This is a genomic window from Terribacillus saccharophilus, from assembly GCF_000725365.1.
Classification (GTDB): Bacteria; Bacillota; Bacilli; order Bacillales; family Amphibacillaceae; genus Terribacillus; species Terribacillus saccharophilus.
Window position 1 is genome coordinate 949768 of the sequence record NZ_CP008876.1, and the last position, 26215, is coordinate 975982.

General features: G+C 42.0%; 30 protein-coding genes and 1 other annotated feature. Of the genes, 19 read left to right on the forward strand and 11 right to left on the reverse strand.

Features of this window, described 5'->3' with window-relative positions:
- Positions 1-25 precede the first annotated feature (25 nt).
- From GZ22_RS18430 to GZ22_RS04865, 3 genes are all read right to left on the reverse strand, one after another.
- A complete protein-coding gene (locus GZ22_RS18430) occupies positions 26-193 on the reverse strand; it encodes a DUF3813 family protein (RefSeq protein WP_164072030.1) in 168 nt (55 codons plus the stop codon).
- A 1-nt stretch (position 194) separates the two neighbouring features.
- Positions 195-338: a hypothetical protein gene (locus tag GZ22_RS18560; RefSeq protein ID WP_164072032.1), complete on the reverse strand. Its 144-nt coding sequence runs from the start codon at positions 336-338 to the stop codon at positions 195-197.
- Between the two features lie 105 nt (positions 339-443).
- On the reverse strand, positions 444-1271 hold the full coding sequence (locus tag GZ22_RS04865; protein ID WP_038559338.1) for a Cof-type HAD-IIB family hydrolase: 828 nt from the start codon (positions 1269-1271) through the stop codon (positions 444-446).
- Between the two features lie 155 nt (positions 1272-1426).
- Here GZ22_RS04865 and GZ22_RS04870 point away from each other — a divergent pair, with 155 nt between their 5' ends.
- From GZ22_RS04870 to GZ22_RS04880, 3 genes are all read left to right on the forward strand, one after another.
- The gene (locus GZ22_RS04870; protein WP_038559340.1) at positions 1427-2191 is read left to right on the forward strand and encodes an alpha/beta fold hydrolase; all 765 of its coding nucleotides are present in this window, start codon (positions 1427-1429) and stop codon (positions 2189-2191) included.
- A gap of 83 nt (positions 2192-2274) precedes the next feature.
- Positions 2275-2586 carry a metal-sulfur cluster assembly factor gene (locus GZ22_RS04875; RefSeq protein ID WP_038559343.1) on the forward strand — a complete coding sequence of 104 codons (312 nt, stop codon included), beginning with the start codon at positions 2275-2277 and terminating at the stop codon, positions 2584-2586.
- Positions 2587-2677: 91 nt separating this feature from the next.
- Positions 2678-3001, forward strand: coding sequence for a hypothetical protein (locus GZ22_RS04880; RefSeq protein WP_245609700.1), 324 nt, complete (start codon positions 2678-2680; stop codon positions 2999-3001).
- A gap of 29 nt (positions 3002-3030) precedes the next feature.
- Here GZ22_RS04880 and GZ22_RS04885 read toward each other — a convergent pair whose 3' ends face one another.
- Positions 3031-3210, reverse strand: coding sequence for a DUF2929 family protein (locus GZ22_RS04885; RefSeq protein ID WP_038559346.1), 180 nt, complete (start codon positions 3208-3210; stop codon positions 3031-3033).
- 98 nt (positions 3211-3308) lie between these two features.
- Between GZ22_RS04885 and GZ22_RS04890 the strand changes: the two genes are divergently transcribed.
- The gene (locus GZ22_RS04890; protein ID WP_123921887.1) at positions 3309-3911 is read left to right on the forward strand and encodes a hypothetical protein; all 603 of its coding nucleotides are present in this window, start codon (positions 3309-3311) and stop codon (positions 3909-3911) included.
- Between the two features lie 23 nt (positions 3912-3934).
- On the opposite strand, the gene GZ22_RS04895 is transcribed toward GZ22_RS04890, so the two are convergent.
- Entirely contained in the window at positions 3935-4141 is a 207-nt protein-coding gene (locus GZ22_RS04895) for a hypothetical protein (RefSeq protein WP_038559351.1), read from the reverse strand.
- Between the two features lie 226 nt (positions 4142-4367).
- Here GZ22_RS04895 and fabF point away from each other — a divergent pair, with 226 nt between their 5' ends.
- Positions 4368-5606, forward strand: a complete 1239-nt coding sequence (gene fabF / locus GZ22_RS04900; protein ID WP_038559353.1) for a beta-ketoacyl-ACP synthase II — start codon at positions 4368-4370, stop codon at positions 5604-5606.
- 198 nt (positions 5607-5804) lie between these two features.
- The gene (locus GZ22_RS04905; protein WP_038559356.1) at positions 5805-6557 is read left to right on the forward strand and encodes a YjbA family protein; all 753 of its coding nucleotides are present in this window, start codon (positions 5805-5807) and stop codon (positions 6555-6557) included.
- Positions 6558-6589: 32 nt separating this feature from the next.
- Here the strand turns inward: GZ22_RS04905 and trpS are convergent, their stop codons facing one another.
- Positions 6590-7576 carry a tryptophan--tRNA ligase gene (trpS, locus tag GZ22_RS04910; RefSeq protein WP_038559358.1) on the reverse strand — a complete coding sequence of 329 codons (987 nt, stop codon included), beginning with the start codon at positions 7574-7576 and terminating at the stop codon, positions 6590-6592.
- A gap of 56 nt (positions 7577-7632) precedes the next feature.
- Positions 7633-7838: a binding site (T-box leader), on the reverse strand.
- A gap of 55 nt (positions 7839-7893) precedes the next feature.
- Entirely contained in the window at positions 7894-8250 is a 357-nt protein-coding gene (locus GZ22_RS04915) for a DUF3899 domain-containing protein (protein WP_038559361.1), read from the reverse strand.
- Between the two features lie 336 nt (positions 8251-8586).
- Between GZ22_RS04915 and GZ22_RS04920 the strand changes: the two genes are divergently transcribed.
- The 11 genes from GZ22_RS04920 to pepF all read left to right on the forward strand — a co-directional run bounded on the left by GZ22_RS04920 (position 8587) and on the right by pepF (position 21345).
- On the forward strand, positions 8587-10290 hold the full coding sequence (locus GZ22_RS04920) for a peptide ABC transporter substrate-binding protein (protein WP_038559363.1): 1704 nt from the start codon (positions 8587-8589) through the stop codon (positions 10288-10290).
- A 135-nt stretch (positions 10291-10425) separates the two neighbouring features.
- Entirely contained in the window at positions 10426-11352 is a 927-nt protein-coding gene (opp3b, locus tag GZ22_RS04925; protein WP_038559366.1) for an oligopeptide ABC transporter permease, read from the forward strand.
- A 4-nt stretch (positions 11353-11356) separates the two neighbouring features.
- Positions 11357-12508, forward strand: a complete 1152-nt coding sequence (opp3C, locus tag GZ22_RS04930) for an oligopeptide ABC transporter permease (RefSeq protein ID WP_038565657.1) — start codon at positions 11357-11359, stop codon at positions 12506-12508.
- An 18-nt stretch (positions 12509-12526) separates the two neighbouring features.
- Entirely contained in the window at positions 12527-13579 is a 1053-nt protein-coding gene (locus GZ22_RS04935; protein ID WP_038559368.1) for an ABC transporter ATP-binding protein, read from the forward strand.
- Complete coding sequence (locus GZ22_RS04940) at positions 13579-14523, forward strand: ABC transporter ATP-binding protein (protein WP_038559371.1); 945 nt, start codon at positions 13579-13581, stop codon at positions 14521-14523. Before GZ22_RS04935 ends, GZ22_RS04940 begins: the two co-directional genes overlap by 1 nt.
- Before the next feature lie 198 nt (positions 14524-14721).
- Positions 14722-15921: a putative glycoside hydrolase gene (locus GZ22_RS04945; protein ID WP_038559374.1), complete on the forward strand. Its 1200-nt coding sequence runs from the start codon at positions 14722-14724 to the stop codon at positions 15919-15921.
- Positions 15922-16013: 92 nt separating this feature from the next.
- Entirely contained in the window at positions 16014-16604 is a 591-nt protein-coding gene (locus tag GZ22_RS04950) for a GNAT family N-acetyltransferase (RefSeq protein WP_038559376.1), read from the forward strand.
- Between the two features lie 225 nt (positions 16605-16829).
- Complete coding sequence (gene spxA / locus GZ22_RS04955) at positions 16830-17225, forward strand: transcriptional regulator SpxA (protein ID WP_038559379.1); 396 nt, start codon at positions 16830-16832, stop codon at positions 17223-17225.
- Positions 17226-17507: 282 nt separating this feature from the next.
- Positions 17508-18179 (forward strand): adaptor protein MecA, encoded by a 672-nt coding sequence (mecA, locus tag GZ22_RS04960; RefSeq protein WP_038559382.1) that lies wholly within the window; start codon positions 17508-17510, stop codon positions 18177-18179.
- Between the two features lie 108 nt (positions 18180-18287).
- A complete protein-coding gene (locus GZ22_RS17980; RefSeq protein WP_051748048.1) occupies positions 18288-19394 on the forward strand; it encodes a competence protein CoiA in 1107 nt (368 codons plus the stop codon).
- Between the two features lie 139 nt (positions 19395-19533).
- Complete coding sequence (gene pepF, locus GZ22_RS04970; protein WP_425427798.1) at positions 19534-21345, forward strand: oligoendopeptidase F; 1812 nt, start codon at positions 19534-19536, stop codon at positions 21343-21345.
- A gap of 436 nt (positions 21346-21781) precedes the next feature.
- On the opposite strand, the gene GZ22_RS04980 is transcribed toward pepF, so the two are convergent.
- The 4 genes from GZ22_RS04980 to GZ22_RS04995 form a co-directional block, all read right to left on the reverse strand.
- Positions 21782-22579, reverse strand: coding sequence for an alpha/beta fold hydrolase (locus tag GZ22_RS04980; RefSeq protein WP_038559389.1), 798 nt, complete (start codon positions 22577-22579; stop codon positions 21782-21784).
- A gap of 102 nt (positions 22580-22681) precedes the next feature.
- Positions 22682-23560, reverse strand: coding sequence for a ClpXP adapter SpxH family protein (locus GZ22_RS04985; RefSeq protein ID WP_038559391.1), 879 nt, complete (start codon positions 23558-23560; stop codon positions 22682-22684).
- Entirely contained in the window at positions 23557-23958 is a 402-nt protein-coding gene (locus tag GZ22_RS04990; RefSeq protein ID WP_038559393.1) for a globin domain-containing protein, read from the reverse strand. The genes GZ22_RS04985 and GZ22_RS04990 overlap by 4 nt, the downstream gene beginning before the upstream one ends.
- Before the next feature lie 100 nt (positions 23959-24058).
- Positions 24059-24637, reverse strand: coding sequence for a CYTH domain-containing protein (locus GZ22_RS04995; RefSeq protein ID WP_038559395.1), 579 nt, complete (start codon positions 24635-24637; stop codon positions 24059-24061).
- Positions 24638-24768: 131 nt separating this feature from the next.
- Here GZ22_RS04995 and yjbM point away from each other — a divergent pair, with 131 nt between their 5' ends.
- The gene (gene yjbM / locus GZ22_RS05000; protein WP_038559399.1) at positions 24769-25398 is read left to right on the forward strand and encodes a GTP diphosphokinase; all 630 of its coding nucleotides are present in this window, start codon (positions 24769-24771) and stop codon (positions 25396-25398) included.
- A gap of 14 nt (positions 25399-25412) precedes the next feature.
- Positions 25413-26210, forward strand: a complete 798-nt coding sequence (locus GZ22_RS05005) for an NAD kinase (protein WP_038559402.1) — start codon at positions 25413-25415, stop codon at positions 26208-26210.
- Positions 26211-26215 lie beyond the last annotated feature (5 nt).

The following is a 26215-nucleotide window of genomic DNA, read 5'->3' on the forward strand; positions in this document are numbered from 1 at the left end:
CCGAAAAACGGATCTGCCTTTTTTGTTACTGGTCTAACTTCTGCTGGAAGTCCTGCAATTGCTGCTTTTCTTCTGCAGATGCATCGTTGTATGCAGATTGAATGGCCTCTTGCGCTGTAGCAGAGTCATCCTGGCTTGGTTTATTTGTCAAGCCCTGCACTTTTTTCTTGGCTCTATCGAAGAAGTTTTCCATCCTAAAACCCTCCATTATGGTTTTCTGATTGTTGCTTCTTCACAGTATCGCTGAAGCGTTCGCGGTAGACAAAAACATCGTCATGCTGCCTAACCGATTGTGCTCCTTGATTTGTGAACCTTTTTGATTTACTCCTCTTACTCATTCGTTACCCCTCCGAACGTCTAAAGAAGTAAAAGCATAACCGGCTTTACCCGATTACGCTTTTATTTTGCTCCTTGTACGCAGGAATTATGATTTGTAAAAATTGTTAATTTGCCGGAACTTCCAGCTTTAGATAAGAATGAAGGAAGGTTGCAATGCCATCCTCCATATTTGATCCTGTTGTATAGTTTGCGATTTCTTTCAATGGTCCGATTGCATTGCCCATTGCAACTCCTGCACCAGCATACTCGATCATTTCCAGATCATTGTCTTCGTCACCGAAGGCGATTATATTTTTCTGCGGTATGTCATAGTAATGGGAGATTTTTTGCAGTCCGACCGCTTTGCTAAGTCCTTTGCGAATAATCTCGATGATATGGTATGGTGCGCCCCAGCGTCGATGCTCGATTATTTCAGCATGCTCTTTTTCAAGCGATTCCCGAATGGAAGCAACCTGGTTTTCATGCGGATAAATGAGCAAAGAAGTTGGATCATCCTGAAGTGCCTGCTTCAAGCTGCCGACTTTAATTGGATCATCTTCTTCCTCTAAGTGGAACAAATCCAGTAAGTATTGGTCGAAGCGATCGATATATACATCATCCATCACTTCTGCAATGATATTTTTCACATCAAGTTTATTGCATGTGTCCACAATCTTACGTGCAGTCCGGACCGGCATTGGAGAGTGGACAGCGTCCCATTTCTTATCATCCGGATGATGGATGAGCGCTCCGTTGAAATTCACCATTGGCGTAGTGAGCCCGAGTTCACGATAGTATGCCAAGGAAGCACGATGTGGTCTTCCTGTTGCGATAACGACAACATGGCCAGCATGTATTGCTGCCGCTATGGCTTGCTTGTTCTTTTCTGAGATGTGTTTATCATCTGTTAAAAGTGTTCCATCTAAATCAAGTGCTATCAAATGTTTTTCCATTTATTATCACCTCTATATTGTACATTATAGTGTATCCTTCTCTTACGTATCTGTAAAGAAAACGTCAAGTCGAAGGAGTATCGATTTACAAAAGCTGACTGGACATACTAAGATGAAGCAGTAGGTAATGGAATACGTTGAAGAGGATGAAGCAAATGATCGTCATTAAAGAAGAAGTCTGGAACGAGGTGCCATTGCTTCGCATAGAGCAAGCAGGTGCCGAAGATCAAGAACTTCCTGTGTTTACATATTTCCATGGTTTCACTAGCGCCAGGGAACATAATCTTCCAATTGCGTACATGCTGGCTGAAAAAGGCTACCGTGTACTATTGCCGGATGCTCTTCACCATGGTATACGAGAAGATGGTGTTAGCAGCAATAAACGTCAGATGGAGTTTTTCGCAATCGTAAAGGAAAATTTGCATGATTTGCAGCAGATTCATCAATACGCATCCGAAAGAAGATTAATACAGCAAGATCGCTTTGCAATTGGCGGTACAAGCATGGGCGGTATCACGACATGTGCTGCGATGACACAATTCGATTGGATTAAATCTGGTATGGTCATGATGGGTTCACCGAAGATTGCTGCATTTGCTCGCGGTATGGTGGATGCGGTAAAGAAATCCGGTGTCGAAATGAATATACCAGAAGAAGAAATGGAGCATTTATTTACCTCTCTTGAGAAAATCGATCTATCTCTTCATCCGGAAGCAATTGGTGATCGGCCAATGTTCTTTTGGCACGGTGACCAAGATCCTGTCGTTCCGTATATACATTCCCGCAGTTTCTATGAGACATTGGAATACGAAGCCGCAGATCAGGAGCAGTTCACATATGTTACGGAAGAAGGTTCGGGCCACAAAGTTTCCAGAAAAGCTATGCTTGCTGGGACAGCGTGGCTGGAGAAGGTACTGTAGCAGTTTATTTCTATTTTGATGAAAATATGTTTAAATAGATGCAGACAGACAGTTTCTTGAACTGGCATAAAGGAGGAGCAGAAATGGATCAAGCGTTGGAAGAAAATATGCTCGGTGCACTGGAAAACGTAATCGACCCTGAGTTAGGCATTGATATCGTTAACCTTGGCTTAGTGTACGGAGTAGATATAGATGAAGATGGTACTGGTATCGTTACGATGACTTTAACTGCGATGGGCTGCCCGCTGGCTGGCCATATCGAACAAGATGTCAAACGGGTCCTTATGGATATTCCAGAAGTAAAGGAAACGAAAGTAAATATTGTATGGAGTCCGCCGTGGTCTAAGGACCGCATGTCCCGCTATGCGAAAATAGCGTTAGGGATTCCGGATTGATAATAGTCCTTCTGCGTAAGCAGGAGGGCTTTTTTTGCACACAGGACACTTTCCCGGCATAGGCTGAAGATGTAAAGGGGGAAGGTTCATCGTGACGAATTCTTATGAACAATCACATCCGCAGTCCCATCATATGATGGAAATGTGTAGGCAGCATAAAAATCAATATGTCCTTGTGCAGCTTATGGATGGCTATCAGATGGATGGTATTGTATTGGATGTGGATGATGAGTATGTCCATCTCGCAATACCAGCGGATGAGCAGTATGATTATGTGGAAGAGGACGACGACGATTATCGCAATCCATATGGATATCCAGGGTACGGATACGGGTATGGATATCCCGGCGGACGTTTTCGCCGGTTGGTATTACCGCTTGTAGGCTTGGCAGCACTCAGTCTTATTCCGTGGTAAAAGAAAAAACCTTGCCAAATGGCAAGGTTTTATTCGTGTTCTTCTCCTTTTGGAAGAACAGCAGATAGAGTCCAAATACCCAGACTGAAGATGATTGTCATGACGATAACTATTGACATATCGTATGGATCACCGGACATACTTGACAGCACAAACGCTGCGACAGCACTAAGGACGAAAGCCCAAATAATTGTTGCGACAAACCGCATTAGTATCACCTCTATTATTCACACATATACTTCTATCATAGCAGGTTCCGGTCAAAAAGAAAATGATTCTTGTGCAAATCCTCACATGGATAGGAGAAGTGAATTTCATGCGTTTCCTCGTTAGTCAGTGTTATTCCTGGGAAGGGTATCATTTAGTCCAAGCTTTATTGGAAGATGGCCATGAAGTGTCAGGCCTGCAGGAGCAAACCTTATCAGATAGAGAGACACATTTAAGTATGTATTTAGGGCGTCATGCTATGTTCCGTGAAGGTGTACAGGACACAGATTATAAGGCACATGTCAGTTTTTTCGGCACTGCGGAAAGGAGTGCTGAAAGCCAACAACATGTAGATATTAGTTATGCTACAGACGATACTTCTGAACAAGAAAAACAAATTTTGTTACCAATCTTATACGGTGAATGGATGCCAAGAGATGAGGAAGCAGTTGAATGGAATGGCAAACGGATGCTATTTGATGACGATTATTTCCACAGAAATGCGTTGCCAATCAAACCTGTGATGCAAACGATTAGCAAGCTGTTATCAGGAGATGGAAACCTGGACAAATATCGATTTTATACAAAAGAGGTATGTCCGGAGCAGGAAGATCGAGCAGCTATTGCTCTCACGCGTAATATAAGGAATGATTTATCTGCTTTACACAAACACTATGCACAATTCAGATTTTTTTATGAATAAGCCTGCTCCGTCCAGTTTAATCTTCATTTTTTCTTAATGAATTTTGTTGCGTGGTTTTTTAAATGTTTTACATATGGAGAGAGCTGTTCATAAGTCTCCATGATTGTGCCTGCTGTCTCCATTAAATTAAATTCTTTTTTCGGTTCCTCTTTTTTTACTTCCTCTTGTTCCGGCTCTGAATTCCTTCTCTTTCCAAAAAGAAATTCATCCATACGATTGTCTCTTCTCATCAACGCACCTCCATACGTTACAGTATGTTCGCAGACAACATCTTGTCTATGTCTTTACCTATATATTGAAAGGGAAGATAGATTGTTTTTACTTAAGAGCTTACAGAACATGAAAAATACGTTACAATATATCTCAGATTATGCACTTTATCATGGTCATTATTTTAATTAGACCAGTCAGAACAGCTTCAGCATGTTTTTTGCTGAAGAAGGAGGAAACAATTGTATGGAAAAGAAACGAGTAGTTGTCACGGGACTAGGTGCGGTGACACCAGTTGGAAATGACGCCGCTACAACGTGGCAGAATCTCTTAGAAGGTAAATCGGGTGTGGATGTCTTAACTCGAGTAAATAAAGATGATTACCCAGCAAAGGTTGCAGCGGAAGTAAAAGACTTCAACCCTGAAGATTATATGGAAAAGAAAGATGCGAAACGCATGGATCTTTTCACGCAATATGCTGTGGCAGCGAGTAAGATGGCTGTCGAAGATGCGAAACTCGAGATTACAGACGAAAATGCAAATCGTATTGGAGTATGGATTGGTTCTGGTATTGGCGGAATGGGAACATATGAAGAACAGTTCGAGAAGCTAATGACTAAAGGGCCTCGTCGAGTAAGTCCATTTTTTGTACCAATGATGATTCCGGATATGGCTTCCGGACAAGTATCCATCCAGCTTGGTGCAAAAGGAATCAACTCTTGCTCTGTTACAGCGTGTGCATCCGGAGCAAACTCAATCGGAGATGCTTTCAAGGTAATTGAACGCGGTGATGCAGATGCGATGATCACAGGCGGATCGGAAGCACCTTTAACAAAAATGGCTTTCGCAGGCTTTTCAGCTGCCAAAGCACTTTCCTTTAATGACGATCCAAAAACAGCTAGCCGTCCATTTGATGCAAACCGAGATGGTTTCGTAATGGGTGAAGGTGCGGGTATCTTGATTTTAGAATCACTGGATTCCGCTTTGGAACGCGGTGCAACGATTTATGCAGAGATTGTCGGCTACGGAGCATCTGGTGATGCTTATCATATTACTGCACCAGCTCCAGAAGGTGAAGGTGCTGTACGTGCGATGCGTCAGGCAATTGAGGACGCTGGGCTGCAGGCAGAAGATATCGACTATGTTAATGCACATGGGACAAGCACAGAGCTTAACGATAAATTTGAAACAGCAGCTCTAAAACAGCTTCTTGGAGATCATGCTTATCAGACAGCTATTTCTTCAACTAAATCAATGACAGGACATATGCTTGGTGCTGCTGGAGCAGTAGAAGCAATTATTTGTGTCAAAGCAATCCAAGACGGCATGATTCCTCCAACAATTAATCAAACGGAGAACGACCCGCTTTGTGATTTGGATTATGTACCAAACGTGAAGCGTGAGAAAAAAGTTCGCGCAGCTTTGAGTAATTCCCTTGGTTTTGGCGGCCATAATGCTGCACTTGTATTCAAACAATATCAATGATCTAGAAGACCCCCTAATTCTTAGGGGTTTTTTTATTTTGTTCAATCATATAATACAAGAATAAATCCTTGCTGGTTGGTCATAATGTATCCTACTACAAGCCACACGGCACGCGCTCCTACACCCAATGTTTTAGCTGCATGCAAGCGCGTACCGGAGTCGGATTAGCAGAATCGAAAAGTAAAGTGAGGGTTATCTATGTTATTTATGCATGATATTTGGGTGAACTGGTTTGAAGGAGAAGAGAATGGCTATAACGTATGCTCCTTTCATGAATGGCGAAAGGAAGACGGCATCGAGCTGCTCGATCAGGTACCGCTTCTCTACATAGAAGATGCGCTGTTCGCATACATCGAGAATGACTTGAGGGAGCTTCCAAAGCCTATGTTGGACATGATTCACCGGAAAGCGTTCCTTCGCAAGAATCAAGAGCGGATCGCCATCGACTATGCTTGCATTGTAACGAACGGAAAAGCAATCCTTGCACTCGATACGATGGGATATATCACGCCTGTCAGAAAAAGCAGGCTCATTCCCCGGCAGGAGCGGCTTGTTTACCAGATGATTGAAGATGCTAAGCCCGAAATCTTCAACTGGCAGGAAGAAGAGGAAAAGAAAGAGTACCACATCCTATCTTTAAAGCCTGATTTAATGGTTGGACTCACAAGAAAAGAGAGACAGTTGAAGCAGCTTCTGATGATGACAATGGATCAGCTTGAGACAAGTGAAAATTTAGAGCAGGTTAGATACTGGCTGACAGAGTGGAAACCTGAGGAGTACCATGTGATCCGTTCATTAGAATTTCAGGAAGCATGGCAGAAGCTCTATGACGGAGTTTCCGTCGGTTGGAGCAAGAAGCAGGAAGAACTATGCGAAAAAATGGTAAAAGGCCAGCCTTTCTATGAAAAGCTATGGGAGCTTGAGCAAAATGATCAAGCAAAAACCTCATAAAAAATAACCGGCAGTAATCTGCCGGTTATTTTTTATTTTCCGCGACCTAATCCCATCGCTTTTTTCGCTTTACGTAATGTTTTGTTTGCAACTGCTTGTGCGCGTTCTGCGCCCTTATCAAGAACTTCATCCAACGCATCGCTTTCCATCCATTCGTAATAACGCTGCTGGATAGGGGAGAGCATGTTAACGACTGCATCCGCAACCGCTTGTTTAAATTCGCCATAACCGCTATCTGCAAATTCCTGTTCGCTTTCCTCGATTGTCTTATTAGTTGCAACCGAATAGATTGTAAGCAGGTTGCTGACACCTGGTTTGTTTTCTTTATCAAAGCGTACGACGCCCTCGGAATCGGTAACCGCACTCTTGATTTTCTTCTCGATTTGCTTCGGTTCATCCAATATGAAGATAGAAGCTTTCAAGTTCACATCTGATTTACTCATCTTCTTCGTCGGTTCTTGCAGGGACATAATTCGAGCACCGACTTTCGTGATTTGGATATCTGGTACAGTAAAGATATTATTGAAACGATTGTTAAATCGTTCCGCTACATTGCGCGTCAGCTCCAAATGCTGTTTCTGATCATCGCCGACCGGAACAATATCTGTATTGTATAGAAGAATATCGGCAGCCATAAGCGGTGGGTATGTTAGTAAAGCAGCTGAAACACCATCTTTACCATCTGACTTATCTTTGTACTGTGTCATTCGTTCCAGTTCTCCGATATAGCTGATCGATTGGATCATCCATCCTAGCTGCGTGTGCGCAGGTACTTCGGATTGAATGAAGAGAACGGATTTCTCCGGATCGATTCCAGCAGCTAAATAAAGTGCTGCGAGTGAACGAATCTGTTGTTTCAGCTTCAATCTATCCTGTGGTACAGTAATCGCGTGCTCATCAACAATACAGAAGTAGCATTGGTTTTCTTCCTGTAAAGCAGGAAATTGGCTAAGAGCGCCGATGTAGTTGCCCAGTGTCAAGCTGCCGCTTGGCTGGATACCTGAAAAAATTGTTTTCATTTTAAATCATCCTCCTAAAAAAGACACAAAAAAATCCATTCGCTGCCTGCATTTGCTGCAGGGACGAATAGACCGCGGTGCCACCCTAATTATCCTCCTATATGAAGGATCACTTGATACAGTTAACGCCTGCGTAGACGGCGGGAAATAATCCCGCAGCTCCAAAAACCCAATTTCCGCTACCCATGGTGCTTGTTTTCACCAGCCACAAGCTCTCTTCAACCAGAGGAGTAACGTACTATATTTTCTTCGTCGCTTTTATATTCTTGTTAGTTATTCATTATATGCATGTTGCGACCGGTTTGCAAGCCGGTCTGTTAGATAAGGTAGTAGATCGCAAGGAAGATAAGCATTAGTACAATTAAGACAGCAGCTTGAATCTGCATGTAACTTAGGAAAGAACGATTTACCCATTCAGAGGGCTCTCCATTTTCTTCTAAGTCAATCATACCTCTGCTCATATACTTACCAAATCTCCGGAAACTTCTTGTTATCCCATCCAGTACTCTTCCTTTTATGACGAACAACAGCAGTGCTACGATAAAATAGAAGAAAGCTATATAGAAGAGGGAGTTTATTAGAGCAAGAAGATTGTGCTGATCTGATAAGAAGAAAAGCAATCCTGTGATTGCTAAGTTAATTAATAATAGAATCAAGTTTCTTTTACCAAACAATTTACATTACCGCCTTCAAAAGATTATGAACAATTATAGCACAAGTGCGAAAAGGACAAGGGAGAACATTTATTCCTATTACGTATGATTGCTCATAGGGGTAATTATACTTGGATTTGTGTAAAAAGTATAAAATTAAGTATGAAATCCGCAAAATAAACTAGTAAATTAGTCCTATTTTTTGTTATGAAAATGCAATGTTTTCGCACTTTTGTAAAATTCGTATAAAATTAGGGGTGCACAAATTGTGAGAAAACTTGTATAATTCTAATTGCGAACAAGTTGTTCGTAGAAAAGTGATAAAATTTAGAATTTTTGGGGAGGTCATGTTTTAACATGAGAAAGTCGAACTGGCTATTGCTTGCACTTGTTTTAGTACTTAGTTCATTCCTTGCTGCATGTTCCGGCGGCTCTAACAGCTCAGGCGGAAGCGGCGGCGGAGAAGGAAGCGGAGATAGTGCTTCAGGATCTGCTAATGGCGATCAGGTATACAATCTAACAATTGGTGATGAAATTCCATCCATGGATTCCTCACTTGCGGATGACCAATATGGTATCCAGTGGACTTCCGAGATTCAAGAAGGTCTTTACCGTCTAGCAGAAGATGGTTCCCTAGCAGAAGGTATTGCTACTGGTGATCCAGAAGTAAGCGAAGATGGTCTTACTTGGACATTCACACTTCGTGAAGATGCTGAGTGGGAAAATGGTGATCCTGTAACAGCAAACGATTTCGTTTACGCTTGGCAAAGAGCGATCAATCCTGATACAGGTTCCGAGTACGGTCCATACATGATGGGCGGCGTTATCAAGAACGCTACTGCTGTCAATACTGGCGAAGCAGAACTTGATGAACTAGGTGTTAAAGCAGTTGACGACTATACATTGGAAGTGCAGCTTGAAAAGCCAGTTCCATACTTCGAGTCATTAACTACATTCCCTACATTTATGCCTTTGAATCAGAAATTCGTTGAAGAACAAGGCGAAAACTATGCACTTGAAGCAGATAACCTGCTTTCTAACGGTCCTTTCAAGATGACTGAATGGAACCATGGTAGCACAATGCAATTTGTAAAAAATGATACTTACTGGGATGCTGATACTGTACAGCTAGAGGAAATCAATCTTCAAGTTGTTAAAGATACAGCTACAGGGGTTAACCTTTATGATACTGGTGCAGTTGATAGAACTTCTTTAACTGCTGAATTCGTTGATCAACGCATTAACGATGAAGACTACTTGCCAGTACCAGACATGGCTTCTTGGTACTTGAAATTGAACCAAAACCGTATGGGTGAGGAAACTCCTCTTGCGAATGAAAATGCACGTAAAGCTGTTGCGCAGGCAATCGATAAAGATGGTCTTGTTAACGTAGTATTGAACAATGGTTCTACAGTATCCAACGGACTAATGCCTAAAGACTTTGTAAAAGGTCCAGATGGTAAGGACTTCCGTGAGACTAACGGTGATCTATTGACTTATGATGCAGAAGCTGCAAAAGAAGCATGGGCTACTGCGAAAGAAGAGCTTGGACAGGACGAAATTACACTTGAAATCCTTACAGGTGATACTGATCTTTCTACACAAATGGTTGACTACTTGAAAGAGCAGTTGGAAACGAACTTGGAAGGTTTGACAGTAGACGTCATGCAAGTGCCATTCCAACAAAGACTTGATCTAGATACTGCTGGAGACTTTGATATCGAAGTTTCTGGTTGGGGACCGGATTATATCGACCCTTATACTTTCATGAATCTATTTGTTACTGACGGTGAAAACAACCGCATGGCATATTCTAGCGAGGAATATGATTCTCTAGTAGAGCAAGCATCTACTGATAATGCAACAAACCCAGAGGCTCGCTGGCAGAATTTCCTAGATGCTGAGAAAGTATTGCTTGAAGACGCAGCAATTGCTCCTTTGTATCAAGCAGGTTACTCTTACCTACAGAGTCCAAAATTGCAAGGTGTATTCTCTAACCCAGCTGGAAACGACTTCGAATACAAATGGGCATATGCGGATAACGCTGCTGCAGAAGAATAAGTTTAAAAATAAACTTATATGAAGTGAATTAGGAAAAAGAGAGTATAGCCCGCTATGGCATATACTCTCTTTTCCATTGACATCCATTATCAAATAATAAGGAATGTTTCGACAATTAATTTAGGAGGTGCTCATATGGCGCGTTATATAGGGCAGCGAGTCATTTATATGATTATAACGCTATTTCTAATAGCTACTATATCATTTGTGTTGATGAAGTTATTACCGGGTTCACCTTTGGCAAATGCAGACAAATTGACAGAAGCACAGCAAGAAGTAATCTTTGAGAAATATGGATTGAATGATCCTATTCCTGTTCAATATGTAAACTACCTAGGGGGCCTTATCCAAGGAGATTTAGGTATTTCCTTCAAATATGATAATCGAGGAGTTTCCGATATACTTGCTGATAGAATCGGACCATCTGCTCAACTTGGTATTCAAGCATTAATTATCGGTACAGTTTTGGGAATTTTGCTTGGTTTAGTATCAGCTATCTATCACAATGGAATATCAGATTATCTGTCTACTATCGTTGCAGTTTTAGGTACATCAATCCCTTCCTTTGTTTTTGCAGGGCTGCTTCAATATTTTGTTGCAGTAAAGTGGGGAATTCTCCCAGTTGCGACTTGGAATGGATTTGAATACTCAATTTTGCCAACTATAGCTCTAGCTATCTTCCCAATGGCTACTTGTGCGAGATTCATGCGGACAGAGATGATTGAAGTTTTGAATGAAGATTACATTACTACTGCAAGAGCAAAAGGCTTGGCTGGTACCGCTATCATCTTCAAGCATGGTATCCGAAATGCTTTGATTCCTTTGGTTACAATTCTAGGTCCACTGGCTGTAGGATTGCTTACAGGTACGCTTGTTATTGAGCAAATCTTCTCTGTTCCTGGTATCGGCGAACAATTCGTAACATCTGTTACATCGAATGATTTCCCTATCATCATGGGTACGACAATGTTCTTCGCTGTCGTGTTTATTGTAATGATATTGATCATCGATATCTTGTACGGATTAATCGACCCTAGAATTAGGCTTTCTGGAAAGGATTGAGATGATGGAAAACAGAAAAAAAGAGCTGGATAAAAACCTTTTCCGACCTGCCGACCGCACCGAAGAGCAAAGCGATGTTATGGCTCGTAAAAGTACTACACTTCTACAGGATGCAGTAAGAAGCTTGCGGAAAAATGTATTTTTCATGATTTCGCTGGTTCTATTACTTATTATAGTCTTAATGAGTATCTTCGCTCCGGTTGCTAGCGACTATACGTATAAAGAGCAGGATCTGAACCGTTCCTTGATGGGTCCAAGAATTCCTGTTCTCGAGAACATATCTTTCCTCGGTCTAGATGGTACACAAACAAAGACATTTAATGGAAATAATGTTCAAGCTGCTGAAATGAAAGCAAAAATGCAGTTTGATAATCAAGAAGATTTTATAACATTTGAAACTGTCAACGAGGGAGACGGCAGTCGTAACTCCGCGGAAGTAAAAGCTACTTATGATAAATATGCAGCTAAAGGTGTAGAAGATGAATACTTCTATTTCGGTACCGACCGTTTAGGCCGTGATGTATGGACGCGAGTTTGGGATGGTACACGAGTTTCACTTCTAATTGCAGTAGCTGCAGCATTGATTGACTTAGTAATTGGTGTTGCATACGGTGGTATCGCTGCTTATTATGGCGGCCGTGTAGACAACTACATGATGCGTTTCTTAGAAGTAATTATTGGTATACCGAACTTGGTAGTCGTAATTCTAATGATTCTGATTCTTGATCCAGGTATTTGGGCGATTATCATAGCACTTACGATAACAGGCTGGACAAGTATGGCCAGGATTGTACGTGGTGAGGTGCTGAAACTTAAAGGACATGAGTTTGTTCTCGCAGCTCGTACATTAGGTGCGCCTAACCGGAAAATTATTGCAAGACACTTAGTGCCAAACGTTATGGGTCTGATTATTGTTAATACAATGTTCTCGATCCCATCAGCTATCTTCTTCGAAGCGTTCTTAAGCTTCATTGGACTAGGTCTGCCATCACCAGCGGCATCACTAGGTACATTGATTAATGATGGATTCAAAACATTGTTAACGACACCAACGTTGCTTGTGTTCCCAGCAGTAATAATTTCAGTCCTTATGATCGTGTTCAATATTCTTGGTGACGGACTACGTGACGCATTCGATCCTAAGATGAGAAAATAATTAAAGGAGGCGACTACCTTGAAAAAAGATAATATCCTTGAGGTGAATAACCTCAAAGTTTCATTTAAGACCCACAGTGGTGAAGTACAAGCAGTAAGGGGCGTTTCCTTTGATCTGAAAAAAGGGGAGACTCTAGCAATCGTAGGTGAGTCAGGTTCAGGTAAATCTGTAACGACAAAAGCGCTAATGGGTTTACTTCCTCAACCGCACGGCTTTGTTAAAGAAGGATCTATTTTGTTCGACGATAAAGATATTACGAAAATGAAAGATAAGAATATGCAAGCTATCCGAGGCAAAGAGATGGCGATGATCTTCCAGGATCCAATGACATCTCTGAACCCGACGATGAAAGTCGGTACACAGATCATGGAAGGCTTGCTTAAGCACCAAAAACTTGGCAAGGAAGAAGCAAAGAAAAAAGCAATTGAATTGATGAATTTGGTGCAAATTCCAAATCCGGAATCACGTATGAAGCAATACCCGCACCAATTTTCCGGTGGTATGCGTCAGCGTGTTGTAATCGCTATGGCACTTGCATGTAATCCTCGTATTTTGATTGCAGATGAACCTACAACTGCATTGGATGTAACTATTCAAGCTCAGATTCTAGAGTTGATGAAAGACATTCAAAAGAAAGTAGAAACATCTATCATCTTCATTACTCATGATCTTGGTGTTGTTGCTAATGTGGCAGATCGAGTAGCAGTAATGTATGCTGGTAAAATTGTTGAGATTGGAACAACTGATGAAGTGTTCTACAATCCGAAGCACCCGTACACATGGGGTCTGCTCGGTTCCATGCCGACACTAGAAAGTGACGAAGAGGAACTGTTCGCGATTCCAGGTACACCTCCTGATTTGATTGCACCTCCACAAGGGGATGCCTTTGCAGCGCGTAACAAATTTGCGCTTGAAATTGACTTTGTTGAGCAGCCGCCAATGTTCAAAGTGTCCGATACGCATTATGCAGCAACGTGGCTATTGCATGAAAATGCACCAAAGGTCGAGCCGCCTGAGTCAGTTAAAAAGCGGATCGAGTCAATGGATCATTCTGAGGGGGCGACGCGATAATGAGTCAGGAAAAATTACTTGAGATCAAGAATCTGAAGCAGCATTTCAAACTTGGAAGAAATAACGTCGTCAAAGCAGTAGATGGATTGACGTTTGATATTTATAAAGGAGAGACATTCGGACTTGTAGGAGAGTCAGGTTGTGGTAAATCCACAACTGGCCGCTCTATCATCCGTCTGTACAACTCCACAGATGGTGAAGTGCTTTTCAAAGGAGAAAACGTCCAAGGCAAGAAAAACAAAACTGAGTTGAAGAAATTCAACCGTCAGATGCAGATGATCTTCCAGGATCCGTATTCTTCTTTGAACCCGCGTATGACTGTTATGGATATCATTGCAGAAGGTATTGATATTCATGGCTTGGCGAAAAATGCAGAAGAAAGAAAAGCAAAAGTATATGAATTACTGGAAACAGTTGGCTTGAACAAAGAGCATGCCAACCGCTATCCGCATGAATTCAGTGGCGGTCAGCGTCAGCGTCTCGGTATCGCTCGTGCTTTGGCAGTAGACCCAGAATTCATCATTGCCGATGAGCCGATTTCAGCGCTTGATGTATCAATCCAGGCACAGGTCGTTAACTTGATGAAGCAGCTTCAAAAGGAAAAAGGACTTACTTACCTATTCATCGCCCATGATCTTTCCATGGTTAAATACATCAGTGACCGAATTGGTGTTATGTACTTCGGTAAGCTAGTTGAGCTTGCAGATGCAGAGGAGCTTTATAAAAATCCAGTGCATCCGTATACACGCTCCCTTCTTTCCGCTATTCCGCTGCCGGATCCAATCTACGAGCGCAATCGTAAACGTATCGTATATGATCCAAGCCAGCATGATACGAGCGAAGAGCCTGAATTCCGTGAAATCAGCCCAAGACATTGGGTATTGTGCACCTCGAAGGAATTTGAGGAATACAAAAAAGAAAAACAAAACACTGTTACAAACTAATGTGCAAAACCGCAGCCATTGCTGCGGTTTTTTTGTATGTTAATTTAGGTTTGCGATATGAAAAAATAGGTTAAGTAGGAAGAGGGGGTATAATCCGACATAAACTTGGTGATTTCGTCAGAGACTTGGGAAAAACGGTTTCATCTGCCAAATATCTCCCTTATAATGAAACTAACTACCAAATAGGAGATTGATAGAATGGGAAAATTCAAGAAGTCGATGATGACTGCTGCACTTGCTGTTACTGCGTTGATGCCAACGGCTGCCTTTGCAGCTAATGAAGGGGAACAATTGGAAGGAAAACAGCTTACTGCTCGCTCCTCAACTGTCGAAACATATGAAGTACCGCAAGTGATGAAACGATTTACATATTCATCAGATTTAACATTTGATTATCCCGATGCTGTCAGAGGTATTTACGTGACCGGACCTAGTGCAGGGGGAGCGAAATTCGACAGCTTAGTAAAGCTGGTGGATGAGACAGACCTCAATGCAATGGTCATTGATATCAAAGACGATCATGGTAACATTACATACACTCCTGATGAAAAGTCTCCTTATTATGATATAGCACAAAACTACATAGACGACCCGCAAAAGATGCTGGAGGAATTAGAAAAGCATAAGATTTATCCGATTGCCCGTATCGTTGTATTCAAAGATACGTTATTAGCCGAGAAGAAGCCTGAGCTTTCCTTCCGTAATGCGGACGGCAGCGTATGGAAGAATGGGCGCGGAGAGGCCTTCGTCAGCCCGTTTCAGCATGAAGTTTGGGAGTATAATGTGGAGCTGGCAAAGGAAGCCGCTATGATGGGTTTCCAGGAGATACAGTTTGATTACGTTCGTTTCCCGGAAGGGTTTGAGACGAAGGACGATGAACTGCAGTATGATCATGGTGATTATACCGATGAAAATACGGACAATGTACAGAAACGTGTGAATGCGGTAACTGATTTCGTAGCATATGCAAAAGAGGAATTATCCAACTATGATGTACAAACATCAGTTGATATATTCGGCTACGCTGCTACGTTGGAGGAAGCACCAGGGATTGGTCAGAACTTCTCCAAAATATCATCCAATGTTGATGTTATTTCCTCGATGATCTACCCAAGCCACTGGACATCGTATTTTGGATTGGATGTTCCGAATGATCACCCGTATGAGCTGACGGCTGAGTATGCGAAAGTGGAGAATGACGTGTTAGGTAAGCTTGAGAATAAACCGGTATCGAGACCTTGGATTCAGGATTTCGAAGCACCATGGGTATCTTCTAAACAGTATGGCAAGCAAGAAGTAGAAGATCAAATTCGCGCGCTAAATGAGAATGGAATCGATGAATTTCTCATTTGGAATGCAGCTAACAACTATACAGAAGGTGTCGATTTTACACCATAATCTAAAACAGCCTCTCTTTTGGGAGGCTGTTTTGTTTATGGAGGGTGTTCACGGGTATAACTAAGTTAAACTTTCGCTGAAGGAGCTGCCTTATGAATTGGTATGAGAAACTAAGCAAGTATTTTCCGATAGAAGAGATGAAGTCGAAGGAGCATATGGAATTACTGTTGAAAGAGAAGGCAGATGTATATTTCAAGGATGAGAGCGAAGAGCATGTCCTGATGTACGCAGAATTCGACCATTTTCTATTTATCGATTATGTATATGTCGCTGCTAAGACACGCGGTCAAGGTATCGGTGGCAAGTTAATTGATAAGCTGAAGAAACATGGGAAGCCGATTCTGCTGGAAGTGGAGCCACTGCAGTATGAGGATTCTGATTCCCAAAAACGTCTTCGCTTCTACGAAAAACAAGGTTTCCAGCATGCCCAGACAATTGGTTACAACCGCCGTTCCCTTGCCACTGCAGAGGAAAATCCGATGGAAATCCTATACTGGGCTCCAAATGGAGAGACAGAGGAGGAAATATTTGACGCAATGAAGGATATGTACGAGCAGATTCATACATACAAGGATAAACAACTGTATGGTGAGTCTTATCAAGCATCGAATGAAGTGCTGACATTTTCTAAGGATACGGAGAAGGATAGCATTTTTAATACGTTGAAAGAAAATCAGAAATAATTTATTAAGATGGGTTTCAAACCGTATAGGCAGGGTATATAGGAACCATAACAACGTTGCATACGTATATTTGTGTAAAAACTGTGGTATCTTCCAGGAAGCCTTTTAATAACTTGACCACTGTAGTATACTTGTACATAGAGAGATTAAATTAAAATTATTTTAAATAAAATCTTTCCATGGCAAAGAAATAGAAACATATTCTGTATTGAGGAGTGAAGTTTAATGGTAACACTTTATACCTCACCAAGTTGTACATCTTGCCGCAAAGCTAAAGCTTGGTTAGAAGAGCACGATATTCCATTCACAGAGAGGAACATCTTCTCCGAGACATTATCACTTGATGAAATCAAGGAAATCCTGCGTATGACAGAAGATGGTACAGATGAGATCATCTCTACACGCTCAAAGGTTTTCCAAAGCCTAAATATGAACTTAGATCAATTACCATTGAAGAAGTTATATAGCTTGATTCAAGAAAACCCAGGTCTATTGCGACGTCCGATCATCCTTGATGAGAAACGCTTGCAGGTAGGCTACAATGAGGATGAAATTCGCCGCTTCTTGCCAAGAACTGTGCGTACTTTCCAGTTGCGTGAAGCACAGCGTATGGTCAACTGACCTTATACAAAAAAGGACGTGGATCCATTCGGATCTGCGTCTTTTTTCTTTCCAGCTGCCTCGGATGACAAATTATCTGAAATGCGCTACAATGGACAGAATCCTTCTAAGGTCATTCGCCTTTTTTCGGCAATCTTAAGCCTTTCTGTTTTCCTTACGGGAGGATTTATCATAAAATAGAAATACACACAGAAAAAGTTAGATTGAGGGTAAGGGAATACGGGAAGTGTAAAGGCAAGAGGGCGTTTTTCACCTGCCACTTTACTGGAGGGAGAGAAAACCATGGAAATAGAAAGAATAAATGAAAATACAATCAAATTTTTTATATCTTATATAGATATTGAAGATCGCGGCTTCGATAAAGAAGATATTTGGTATAACCGTGAACGAAGTGAGCAATTGTTCTGGCAGATGATGGATGAAGTCAATTACAAAGAGGACTTCAGTGTCGATGGTCCGCTGTGGATTCAAGTGCAGGCCATGGATAAGGGATTGGAAATTGTCGTTACAAAGGCTCAGCTTTCTAAAGATGGAGAAAGCCTAGAGCTGAATGTCGATGATAAAACAATTCAATCCTCTGTAGAGGAGAAAGTCGATTCTGTCCTTGAGGAAAAATTCGGCTCACATCAGCAAGATAGTGAAGAAGAGGATGAAGAGGAATTGTCCTTCGTTATTCAATTCCGTGACTTCGAGGATGTAATCCAGCTTAGCCACTACTTCGAAGAAACGTATGGCATCGAAAACAGATTATTCCATTACAAAGACAAATATATGCTGTATGTAGAATTCGATGACACCATTCTTGGAGATGACGATCAGGAAGATGTTCTAAGTCAGATACTTGAATTCGGCTATGATTCCCAGATAACGATATATCGATTGGAAGAATACGGCAAGGTGATATTCGCTGAAGACGCACTTACCAACGTGAAGCAATACTTCCCTCGTAAATAGACATTCATTACAGAATGTCTATTTTTTTGTGCTTAAAACGACTTTTTTGATCAGTTTTTCAGTGCTGATAATTTCCTGATATATACTTACCTCATGGAGGTGATAGATATGTTGCAGGCCCAGTTAGAGGACGGCAGACTCATCCTGCTTGCTTCACATCAAAAAGAGCAAATCCATAATTTCAGAAAGCAGCGTTTTTTCTGTCCAGCCTGTAGAAAGTCAGTCATCATTCGTGCTGGCAAGAAGATTATTCCTCATTTTGCACATGAACAAATACATGACTGCGAGCTAAATAAAACAGGGGAAAGTTTATACCATATGCGAGGTAAGCTGCAGCTGTTTCATTGGTTGAAAAAGCAGGGCTATGCAGTCAGATTGGAGGAACGCGTCAAAGATTCGGCTAGACGTCCAGATTTGCTGCTGCATACCTCTAACGGAAGAGAGCTAGCTATTGAATATCAATGTGCATCTATATCGGATGAAGAGCTGATGCGACGAAATGAAGCATATGAGCGAAATGGAATTGTTCCTATATGGATTTTAGGGGGAAATCGTTTAAAACGTACTTCTACTTATATGTTTGACTTGCCGAAACGAGAACAGCGATTCCTAATGCAGCACAAGCAAAACATGCCTTTACAGCTATTATATTATTGTTCGGATACTGAAACTTTGTGTAACGTCCAGCATATTCTCCTTACGGGTAAAAAACAGACTGTTGGTCAATTCTTTTTCCGTCCTCTCCAAAGTTTATGTTTTCCACAAATATTCCAGCCCCTTCCGAAAAACCTTCTAGAGATTAATCAAGCTTGGCATAGTATCCAAGCTAGAGCGATAGCAAAGCCTCTGACATATGCTCCAGTTGCTATGAAGCGATGGGTAATGCGCTTGTATGATAACGGATTGCTGCTGCAAGATATACCGCTCTCCATTTTGCAGCCTGTTGAAACCCAATATCAAATGTCTGTACCACCTTATATTTGGCAAACTGATATGTGGCTTGAAGTATTGAATCACCTATCTGTCACGGAAAGCATATCTCTCAAACGGCTTATGTATATCTGCAGAAAATGGGAAGTAGCCACAAAGCCGTTTGCCATATCTTCCAATAAGCATCCCGTGCAGTCATACATGCAGCGTCTATGCCAGCACGGCTGGTTCGATCAAATTGATTCCGACACCTTCGTAAAGAAAAAGGGATTATCTCTATTCTGAGGGATATTCTTCGCATGATTCTATCGCTTTTATATATAATATAAGAGAGAAAATGCTTATAGTTGAAGGATTTTCCCTGCTAATTTACGAAATAGTTAGTTGGAACAGAAAAGGTAAGCAGCATTGGAGGAGGATGTTCGTGTCAAAATCAGCTAAATCTTTACCAAAAAGAAGCGAGGTACCAGTAGAAAACACTTGGAACCTAGAGAATATATTCGCGACAGATGATTTATGGGAGCAAGAGCGCAAAGCATTGGCAGAGGATGGAGATAAGATCTCTGCATTCCAAGGCAAGCTCGAAGAATCCGCAGACACTTTGTATAAGATGTTCAAGCTGCAGGATGAGCTATCTGAACGTATCGGCAAGCTTTATACATACGCTCACATGCGTTATGACCAAGATACGACGAACGGGCATTATCAGGCATTGCAATCAAAAGCGGAGCTACTGATTACGCAGATTTCAAGCAAGATGAGTTATATTGTTCCTGAATTACTCGCAATCGACGAGAGCCGCATCCAATCGTTTCTGAAAGAGAATGACGAGCTTAAAGTGTACGAGCATACTTTGAACGAAATCAGCCGTCAGCGTGCGCATGTGCTGTCTGAGAAGGAAGAGACATTACTTGCTCAAGCTTCTGAGGTGACTGATAATGGTTCTGCTACTTTCGGTATGCTTAATAACGCGGATTTGACTTTCCCAAGCATTAAGAATGAAGAAGGGGAAGAGGTAGACGTTACGCACGGTCGATATGTCACGTTTCTGGAATCGAAGGATCAACGTGTGCGCCGAGATGCATTCAAGTCCATGTATGACACATTCGGTCAATTCCGCAACACTTTTGCCTCTACACTTTCAGGTACAGTGAAGAAGAATAACTTCTATGCAAAAGTAAGGAATTATGAGTCAGCTCGTCAGTCTGCACTGGATAATAATAAAATTCCTGAACAGGTTTATGATAACCTCGTAGAAGCGGTTAATGAGCGTCTGCCATTGCTTCATCGTTATGTGGCACTCCGCAAGAAGGTGCTTGGTATTGATGACTTGCATATGTATGATCTTTACACACCGCTAGTAAAAGATGTCGACATGAATGTGTCGTATGACGAAGCGAAGGATTATGTTCTTAAGGGTCTGGAGCCATTAGGAGAGGAATATCAGTCTATCCTGAAGGAAGGCTTCGAGAATCGCTGGGTTGATGTAGAAGAGAACAAAGGCAAACGCAGTGGTGCATACTCATCGGGTGCGTATGGAACAAATCCTTATATCCTGATGAACTGGCAGGATAACGTTAATAATTTGTTCACATTGGCACACGAGTTCGGCCATTCCGTGCATAGCTATTATACACGCAAAAATCAGCCGTACCGATATGGTAATTATTCCATCTTTGTTGCAGAAGTTGCATCTACTTGTAATGAAGCTTTGCTGAATGAATATATGATTAATAACGTGGATGATGAGCAAGAGAAGCTGTATTTGCTGAATCACTTCCTGGAAGGATTCCGCGGCACTGTTTTCCGTCAGACGATGTTTGCTGAGTTTGAGCATATGATTCATAAGCATCAGCAGGACGGGGAAGTGCTTACTGCCGAGAATCTCACGTCCATGTATTATGATTTAAACAAGAAATACTTTGGTGAAGGTTTGACAATCGATGAAGAAATCGGTTTGGAATGGGCACGCATTCCACATTTCTACTACAATTACTATGTATATCAATACGCTACAGGCTACGCAGCTGCAACTGCACTTTCTGCTAAAATCCTTGATGAAGGACAGCCTGCTGTCGATAAATATGTAGGATTCCTCAAGGCTGGAAGCAGTGACTATCCAATTGAGGTGTTGAAGTCAGCTGGAGTAGATATGACGGATAAACAGACTATCCTATCTGCACTCGATGTATTCGAGGCAAAACTGGACGAAATGGAAAAACTATTACAGAAGTAAAAAGAAAACCGACGCTAACGCGTCGGTTTTTTCATGCCTTTGAAAGTTCTTTTTCTGGTAAAGAAAAAGCATGCGGCTAGTAACGATAAAAATAGCAAAGGTAATGTAATCGCCAAGGAAATGAAATGTAGCATACCGAGAATATTGAAACATAAAGCGAAAATGACCCAGGCAATCAACAGAATTCCGATTCCTTTCACCATACCACCTCCAACTATCATCACTTTATGCAGATATGGAAAAGACTAGACTAAGAGAGCTTGTGACTTTTTTGTGAAATTGTGCACATAATAGTTGCTATCTAATAATATATTATGGTACATTATATTTGTGAGAAACATCACAAACAAGTCCCCTTTGTTTGGATTATTGTTCTCCCATCCCCTCAGTAGAAGTTATACATGCAAAAAGGTCTGCCGAAAGGCAGGCCTTTTTGTTATGCTTTCCATTTTTTTAAGAACTGGTGAACAGAACTTGTGAAGCTGTCCAAATCCTCAAAATGAATACTATGGCCGCATTTATCAAATTGTTCGGCTTCTGCTTCCGGTCTTAGCAGTTTCATCTCTTCCCATACTTCTTCCGACAAGATGGGGGAGTGAGCACCGCGCATAAGCAATGTCGGACATGTGACTTTTTGATAGGTATCCGTATAATCGCCATTCAGGTAATCCTGAGATGCTTTAATACCTTGAGAGTCGAAGCATAGCCTCCAGCCGTCTTTTGCTTCATATGCACTCTCTGCGTAATATAGGAAGTGGTTTTCATTCTGTACTTGTTCAATACTGTGAGACAGAGCAGCAAGAGTATCTGCAGGCTGCTGGAACTGCAAAGCATATGTTAGTTCACCGGAAACCTTATGACCCATGTCTTCTACAATCAGTCCACTTATTCGGTTTGGATACTTGGCTGCAAATTGATAAGCAGTCACACCTGATAAAGAATGACCGAGCAGGATGATATGTTTCGTCTCGCCAATCTCATCGAGTAAAGACTCCAAATCCTGAAGGTATGATTTTCGGTCATACCCTGTCAGTTCTGTTGCATGACTGCTTCTGCCGTGTCCCCTCAGATCAGGAGCGATAATTCGCCAGCCTTTTATTCTTTCCATAAATGGTTTATAAAGAGTCGCTCGTGCAAATAAGCCATGCATTAGTACAAGGACATATTCTGACTCTACACCATTGTCCCAATAAGCTAACTGCAAGCCGTTTGAATAGAAATAATGCTGTTTCATATGTTTTGACCTCCTCTGTACATCTTTCCTAGATTCCCGATTCCAGACAATGAAAAACAGCCGCACAAAAGTACGGCTGTCTGGGATAAGTGCTGCAAAAAGTTATTCAGCTTTCGAAGTAATATTATATTTCCAGAAAGTATCGTGCTTGATTGGAATGCGTTCTACCATCTGTTTAAGCTGTAGCTTTTTCATTTCCTTTTCTGTCTGCGCATTCGTCCAATCATAAATCAATGAAATCTCCCTGCTGCCAACAAATTTATAGCTGGAAAGGAATTCTTCCACAGGCGGTTTTGCCGCTGGCTGAGGATCTCTCTGCAGCATCTGGTGCAGGACATTGACATAGACGTCGTAGCTATATATACCGGAAATCTTGATGCCGGAGTCTTCTTCGGATTCATTGAAGAAGACAATGGAAGGGGATTCGTCAATTTCCAGTTCCTTCGAAAGCTTCACATCGCATTGAAATGCTTTTTTCGCTGAAGCAGAATACATATCTTCATGAAATTCTTCCAAATCGAGTTTAGCTATTTTAGCGCATTCAATCAGGATCTCATCTGCAGTGATATCTTGCTTATTCAAAAACAGTGCTTCCTGAATAGTCCGGAGGAAACGGGTACCAGCTTTTCTTCCTTGCAGTTCCGCTGCTTTTATTGCAAGCGACGTGCGCCATGGGAAGGACACAGCATTGTTCAACAAGATATTATCTGGCTGCAGAACCGTTTTTGGGTAGCTGCACTCGCTTCGCTCACGAACGAGCGGCTGATAATCTCCTGTCAGTATCGGGCGTAAAGTGAAATATTGACCATATTCCATCGTAAGTTTCTTGAGAAAAGGCTCGAGTGACCAGCAATCTTCGCAAAGCGGATCGATAAAAACGTAAATCTCCACGGGTTTCTTCGAGGAAGGAAACAACCCGCAAAATCCGCCACAGTCATCCTCAGGCCTTTGCTGTATTGAATTAGAAGATTCCCAGCTCATATCGATTCTCCTTTCTCTTCGTCTGGTGTATTCATCATATGATGTGCGGTTAACGCAAGTCGTTCATATATTATGCTTTTATAAGGTTCCTCTATGTCAGTTTCCGTTAGGGCAGCTGCCATGCAGGAAAGCCATGCATCCTTGCGTGTAGGTGTAATTTCGAAAGGGAGGTGCCGGTATCTCAGCTTCGGGTGGCCATGCTCTTCTGTGTAGAGCGGCGGACCTCCGAGAAATTGTGTCAGGAACTGCTGTTGTTTGCGGCGGGTCTCCGTCAAATCATCCGGAAAAATCGGCTTTAAATCTGGATTCTCTGCCACGCGTCGGTAGAATGCATCTACCAGCTGCTTTAATATGGCTTGTCCGCCTATGCCATCGTACAATGTTTCAGCTTGATTCATTGATTCTTCCTTTCTTATGCAAAGAGCAATCAACATAACATCTGCCCAAGCGGGGTTGACTGTAAATTTATTTTATCAGCCACCTGCTAAGTTGGGCAACTTATCTGTTTCGGAGGCTATCATAGAAGCGCTGAATCTTGTTCGGTGTTTTTCGTTTCGCTATGTCATTTTCGGTGAGGATGGTGCTGAAAACACGCTCTCCATGTGCATAGCTCTGGGCTTCGAGTTCCAATTCATAATCAGTTACATCACTGTATTTACTTTTATCGAGGACGATGATTGTATCATTATATGGCTGCTCCCGGCGGATAGTTTCCAAAGATCCGCCATAAGTCAAAGCAGCAGCTGAAATACCCAATTCCTGCAGCTGCTTGCTGATTTCAGGACCAAGCGTAATAGAACCTTGCAGCCAGGATTTTGCTTCCTGCTCTGTCAGATAGTCATGCGTTTCCAGGAGCCCCTCACCTTGCGGCTGTTTTAGCGTAGATTGATATTGTCCGTTCTTTTCTCTGATTCGCAGTGCAGCACCATGCTGCTTCAGCTGAAAATCCTTTGTTTCAAAATAGTGGTTAACCTGCTGTATTTCAGGCACACTTTCCATATTAAACGCTATATATAATTTGTTGAATTCTGCTTTTGTCAGCAGATTCTTAAATTCGATTTCTATCTCTTGCGGCATGCTAATACCCCCTGTGCGTCCATCTGTTGTATTCCATTGTTATGCCAAGCTGCTTTTATGATACACTGAAAGCAGATATAATGCATCTGGAACAACTAGACGCTGCTGGGAAGAAAAGGGGCTATGAAAGTATGAACTGGGAAGTATTTTTAGCACCATATGTACAGGTAGTAGAAGAACTGAAAGTGAAATTAAAGGGGATGCGATCGCAATTTGAAAATGAATCACGCCATTCTCCGATTGAATTTATCACTGGTCGGGTAAAGCCAGTACGCAGTATCCTACAAAAAGCAGCTAACAAGCAGGTCACTGTCGACCTTTTGCATCAAGAAATCCAGGATATTGCCGGGCTGAGAATCGTGACACAGTTCGTCGATGATATCTATACGGTTGTGGGCATGCTAAAAGCACGAAATGACTTTACTATCGTAAATGAAATTGACTATATCGTTGAAACGAAAGAGAGCGGCTATAGGTCATATCATATGATCATTGAATACCCAGTCGAGACGATTCACGGTGAAAAGAAAGTACTGGCCGAGATCCAGATCCGAACACTTGCCATGAATTTTTGGGCTACAAATGAGCATTCGCTCAATTATAAATACGATAGCCAAATACCGGCAGAATTAAAAACAAGATTGAAAACGGCCGCAGAAGCTGCATTCCGACTGGACGAGGAGATGTCCAAAATTCGGGATGAAGTGCAGGAAGCACAGCGGATTTATCATGATCAGCAGCAAATCAAAAAGCATAAATAGGGGTGTAAGCTGGGATGAAATATACGGTTCTTTCACGGGGAGATGAGAAGTCGAATGCGATCAAGGAAACAATTGTCGAACATCTGGCGCATTTCAATTTCGAGTATGATGATAAGGAGCCGGCTCTCGCGATATCTGTCGGGGGAGACGGGACTTTCCTAGAGAATTTCCATACATATGTCCATCGTTTGGACAGTACAGCATTTATCGGCATCCATACCGGACATCTAGGATTCTACGCAGATTGGGTTCCTGAGGAATTGGAGAAACTGCTGCTGCAGATTGCCAATAAACCGTACCATATCGTGGAGTATCCTTTGCTCGATATATCCATTACCCATAAAGATGGCAGGGTGGACGAGCATCTGGCACTGAATGAATGCTCCGTCAAAACACCGGATGGTTCAGTTGTACTTGATGTTTCGATAAAGGGAGAGCATTTTGAAACATTTAGAGGAGATGGCCTTGTCATCTCCACGCCCTCGGGAAGTACGGCTTATAACAAGGCACTGAATGGAGCTATCATTCATCCTTCTTTGGCATCCATTCAAGTAACGGAGCTTGCTTCCATTAATAATCGTGTCTTCCGGACGATAGGTTCTCCGCTTATTTTGCCAAGCCATCATCCGTGTACACTAAGACCAACCTTGGATAAAAGTTTCCTGATTGCCATTGATCATATGACAGAAAATCATTCAGATATCGAGTCAATTACCTGCTCAGTCGCGAAGCAGCGCGTTCGGTTTGCACGCTTCCGTCCGTTCCCGTTCTGGAAACGAGTGCACGACTCATTCATTGCAGATAAGAGGTAAAAGCT

Excerpts from the sequence above, each read along its gene's own strand:
- GZ22_RS18560 (WP_164072032.1), bottom strand. The coding sequence starts at position 338 with ATGAGTAAGAGGAGTAAATCAAAAAGGTTCACAAATCAAGGAGCACAA.
- opp3C (WP_038565657.1), top strand. The coding sequence starts at position 11,357 with ATGGAAAACAGAAAAAAAGAGCTGGATAAAAACCTTTTCCGACCTGCC.
- GZ22_RS04875 (WP_038559343.1), top strand. The coding sequence starts at position 2,275 with ATGGATCAAGCGTTGGAAGAAAATATGCTCGGTGCACTGGAAAACGTA.
- GZ22_RS04980 (WP_038559389.1), bottom strand. The coding sequence starts at position 22,579 with ATGAAACAGCATTATTTCTATTCAAACGGCTTGCAGTTAGCTTATTGG.
- GZ22_RS04950 (WP_038559376.1), top strand. The coding sequence starts at position 16,014 with ATGAATTGGTATGAGAAACTAAGCAAGTATTTTCCGATAGAAGAGATG.
- GZ22_RS05005 (WP_038559402.1), top strand. The coding sequence starts at position 25,413 with ATGAAATATACGGTTCTTTCACGGGGAGATGAGAAGTCGAATGCGATC.
- GZ22_RS04870 (WP_038559340.1), top strand. The coding sequence starts at position 1,427 with ATGATCGTCATTAAAGAAGAAGTCTGGAACGAGGTGCCATTGCTTCGC.
- yjbM (WP_038559399.1), top strand. The coding sequence starts at position 24,769 with ATGAACTGGGAAGTATTTTTAGCACCATATGTACAGGTAGTAGAAGAA.
- GZ22_RS04990 (WP_038559393.1), bottom strand. The coding sequence starts at position 23,958 with ATGAATCAAGCTGAAACATTGTACGATGGCATAGGCGGACAAGCCATA.
- opp3b (WP_038559366.1), top strand. The coding sequence starts at position 10,426 with ATGGCGCGTTATATAGGGCAGCGAGTCATTTATATGATTATAACGCTA.
- GZ22_RS04920 (WP_038559363.1), top strand. The coding sequence starts at position 8,587 with ATGAGAAAGTCGAACTGGCTATTGCTTGCACTTGTTTTAGTACTTAGT.
- trpS (WP_038559358.1), bottom strand. The coding sequence starts at position 7,576 with ATGAAAACAATTTTTTCAGGTATCCAGCCAAGCGGCAGCTTGACACTG.
- spxA (WP_038559379.1), top strand. The coding sequence starts at position 16,830 with ATGGTAACACTTTATACCTCACCAAGTTGTACATCTTGCCGCAAAGCT.
- GZ22_RS04945 (WP_038559374.1), top strand. The coding sequence starts at position 14,722 with ATGGGAAAATTCAAGAAGTCGATGATGACTGCTGCACTTGCTGTTACT.
- GZ22_RS04995 (WP_038559395.1), bottom strand. The coding sequence starts at position 24,637 with ATGCCGCAAGAGATAGAAATCGAATTTAAGAATCTGCTGACAAAAGCA.
- fabF (WP_038559353.1), top strand. The coding sequence starts at position 4,368 with ATGGAAAAGAAACGAGTAGTTGTCACGGGACTAGGTGCGGTGACACCA.
- GZ22_RS17980 (WP_051748048.1), top strand. The coding sequence starts at position 18,288 with ATGTTGCAGGCCCAGTTAGAGGACGGCAGACTCATCCTGCTTGCTTCA.
- GZ22_RS04865 (WP_038559338.1), bottom strand. The coding sequence starts at position 1,271 with ATGGAAAAACATTTGATAGCACTTGATTTAGATGGAACACTTTTAACA.
- GZ22_RS04885 (WP_038559346.1), bottom strand. The coding sequence starts at position 3,210 with ATGCGGTTTGTCGCAACAATTATTTGGGCTTTCGTCCTTAGTGCTGTC.
- GZ22_RS04985 (WP_038559391.1), bottom strand. The coding sequence starts at position 23,560 with ATGAGCTGGGAATCTTCTAATTCAATACAGCAAAGGCCTGAGGATGAC.
- GZ22_RS04895 (WP_038559351.1), bottom strand. The coding sequence starts at position 4,141 with ATGAGAAGAGACAATCGTATGGATGAATTTCTTTTTGGAAAGAGAAGG.
- GZ22_RS04940 (WP_038559371.1), top strand. The coding sequence starts at position 13,579 with ATGAGTCAGGAAAAATTACTTGAGATCAAGAATCTGAAGCAGCATTTC.
- GZ22_RS04905 (WP_038559356.1), top strand. The coding sequence starts at position 5,805 with ATGTTATTTATGCATGATATTTGGGTGAACTGGTTTGAAGGAGAAGAG.
- mecA (WP_038559382.1), top strand. The coding sequence starts at position 17,508 with ATGGAAATAGAAAGAATAAATGAAAATACAATCAAATTTTTTATATCT.
- GZ22_RS18430 (WP_164072030.1), bottom strand. The coding sequence starts at position 193 with ATGGAAAACTTCTTCGATAGAGCCAAGAAAAAAGTGCAGGGCTTGACA.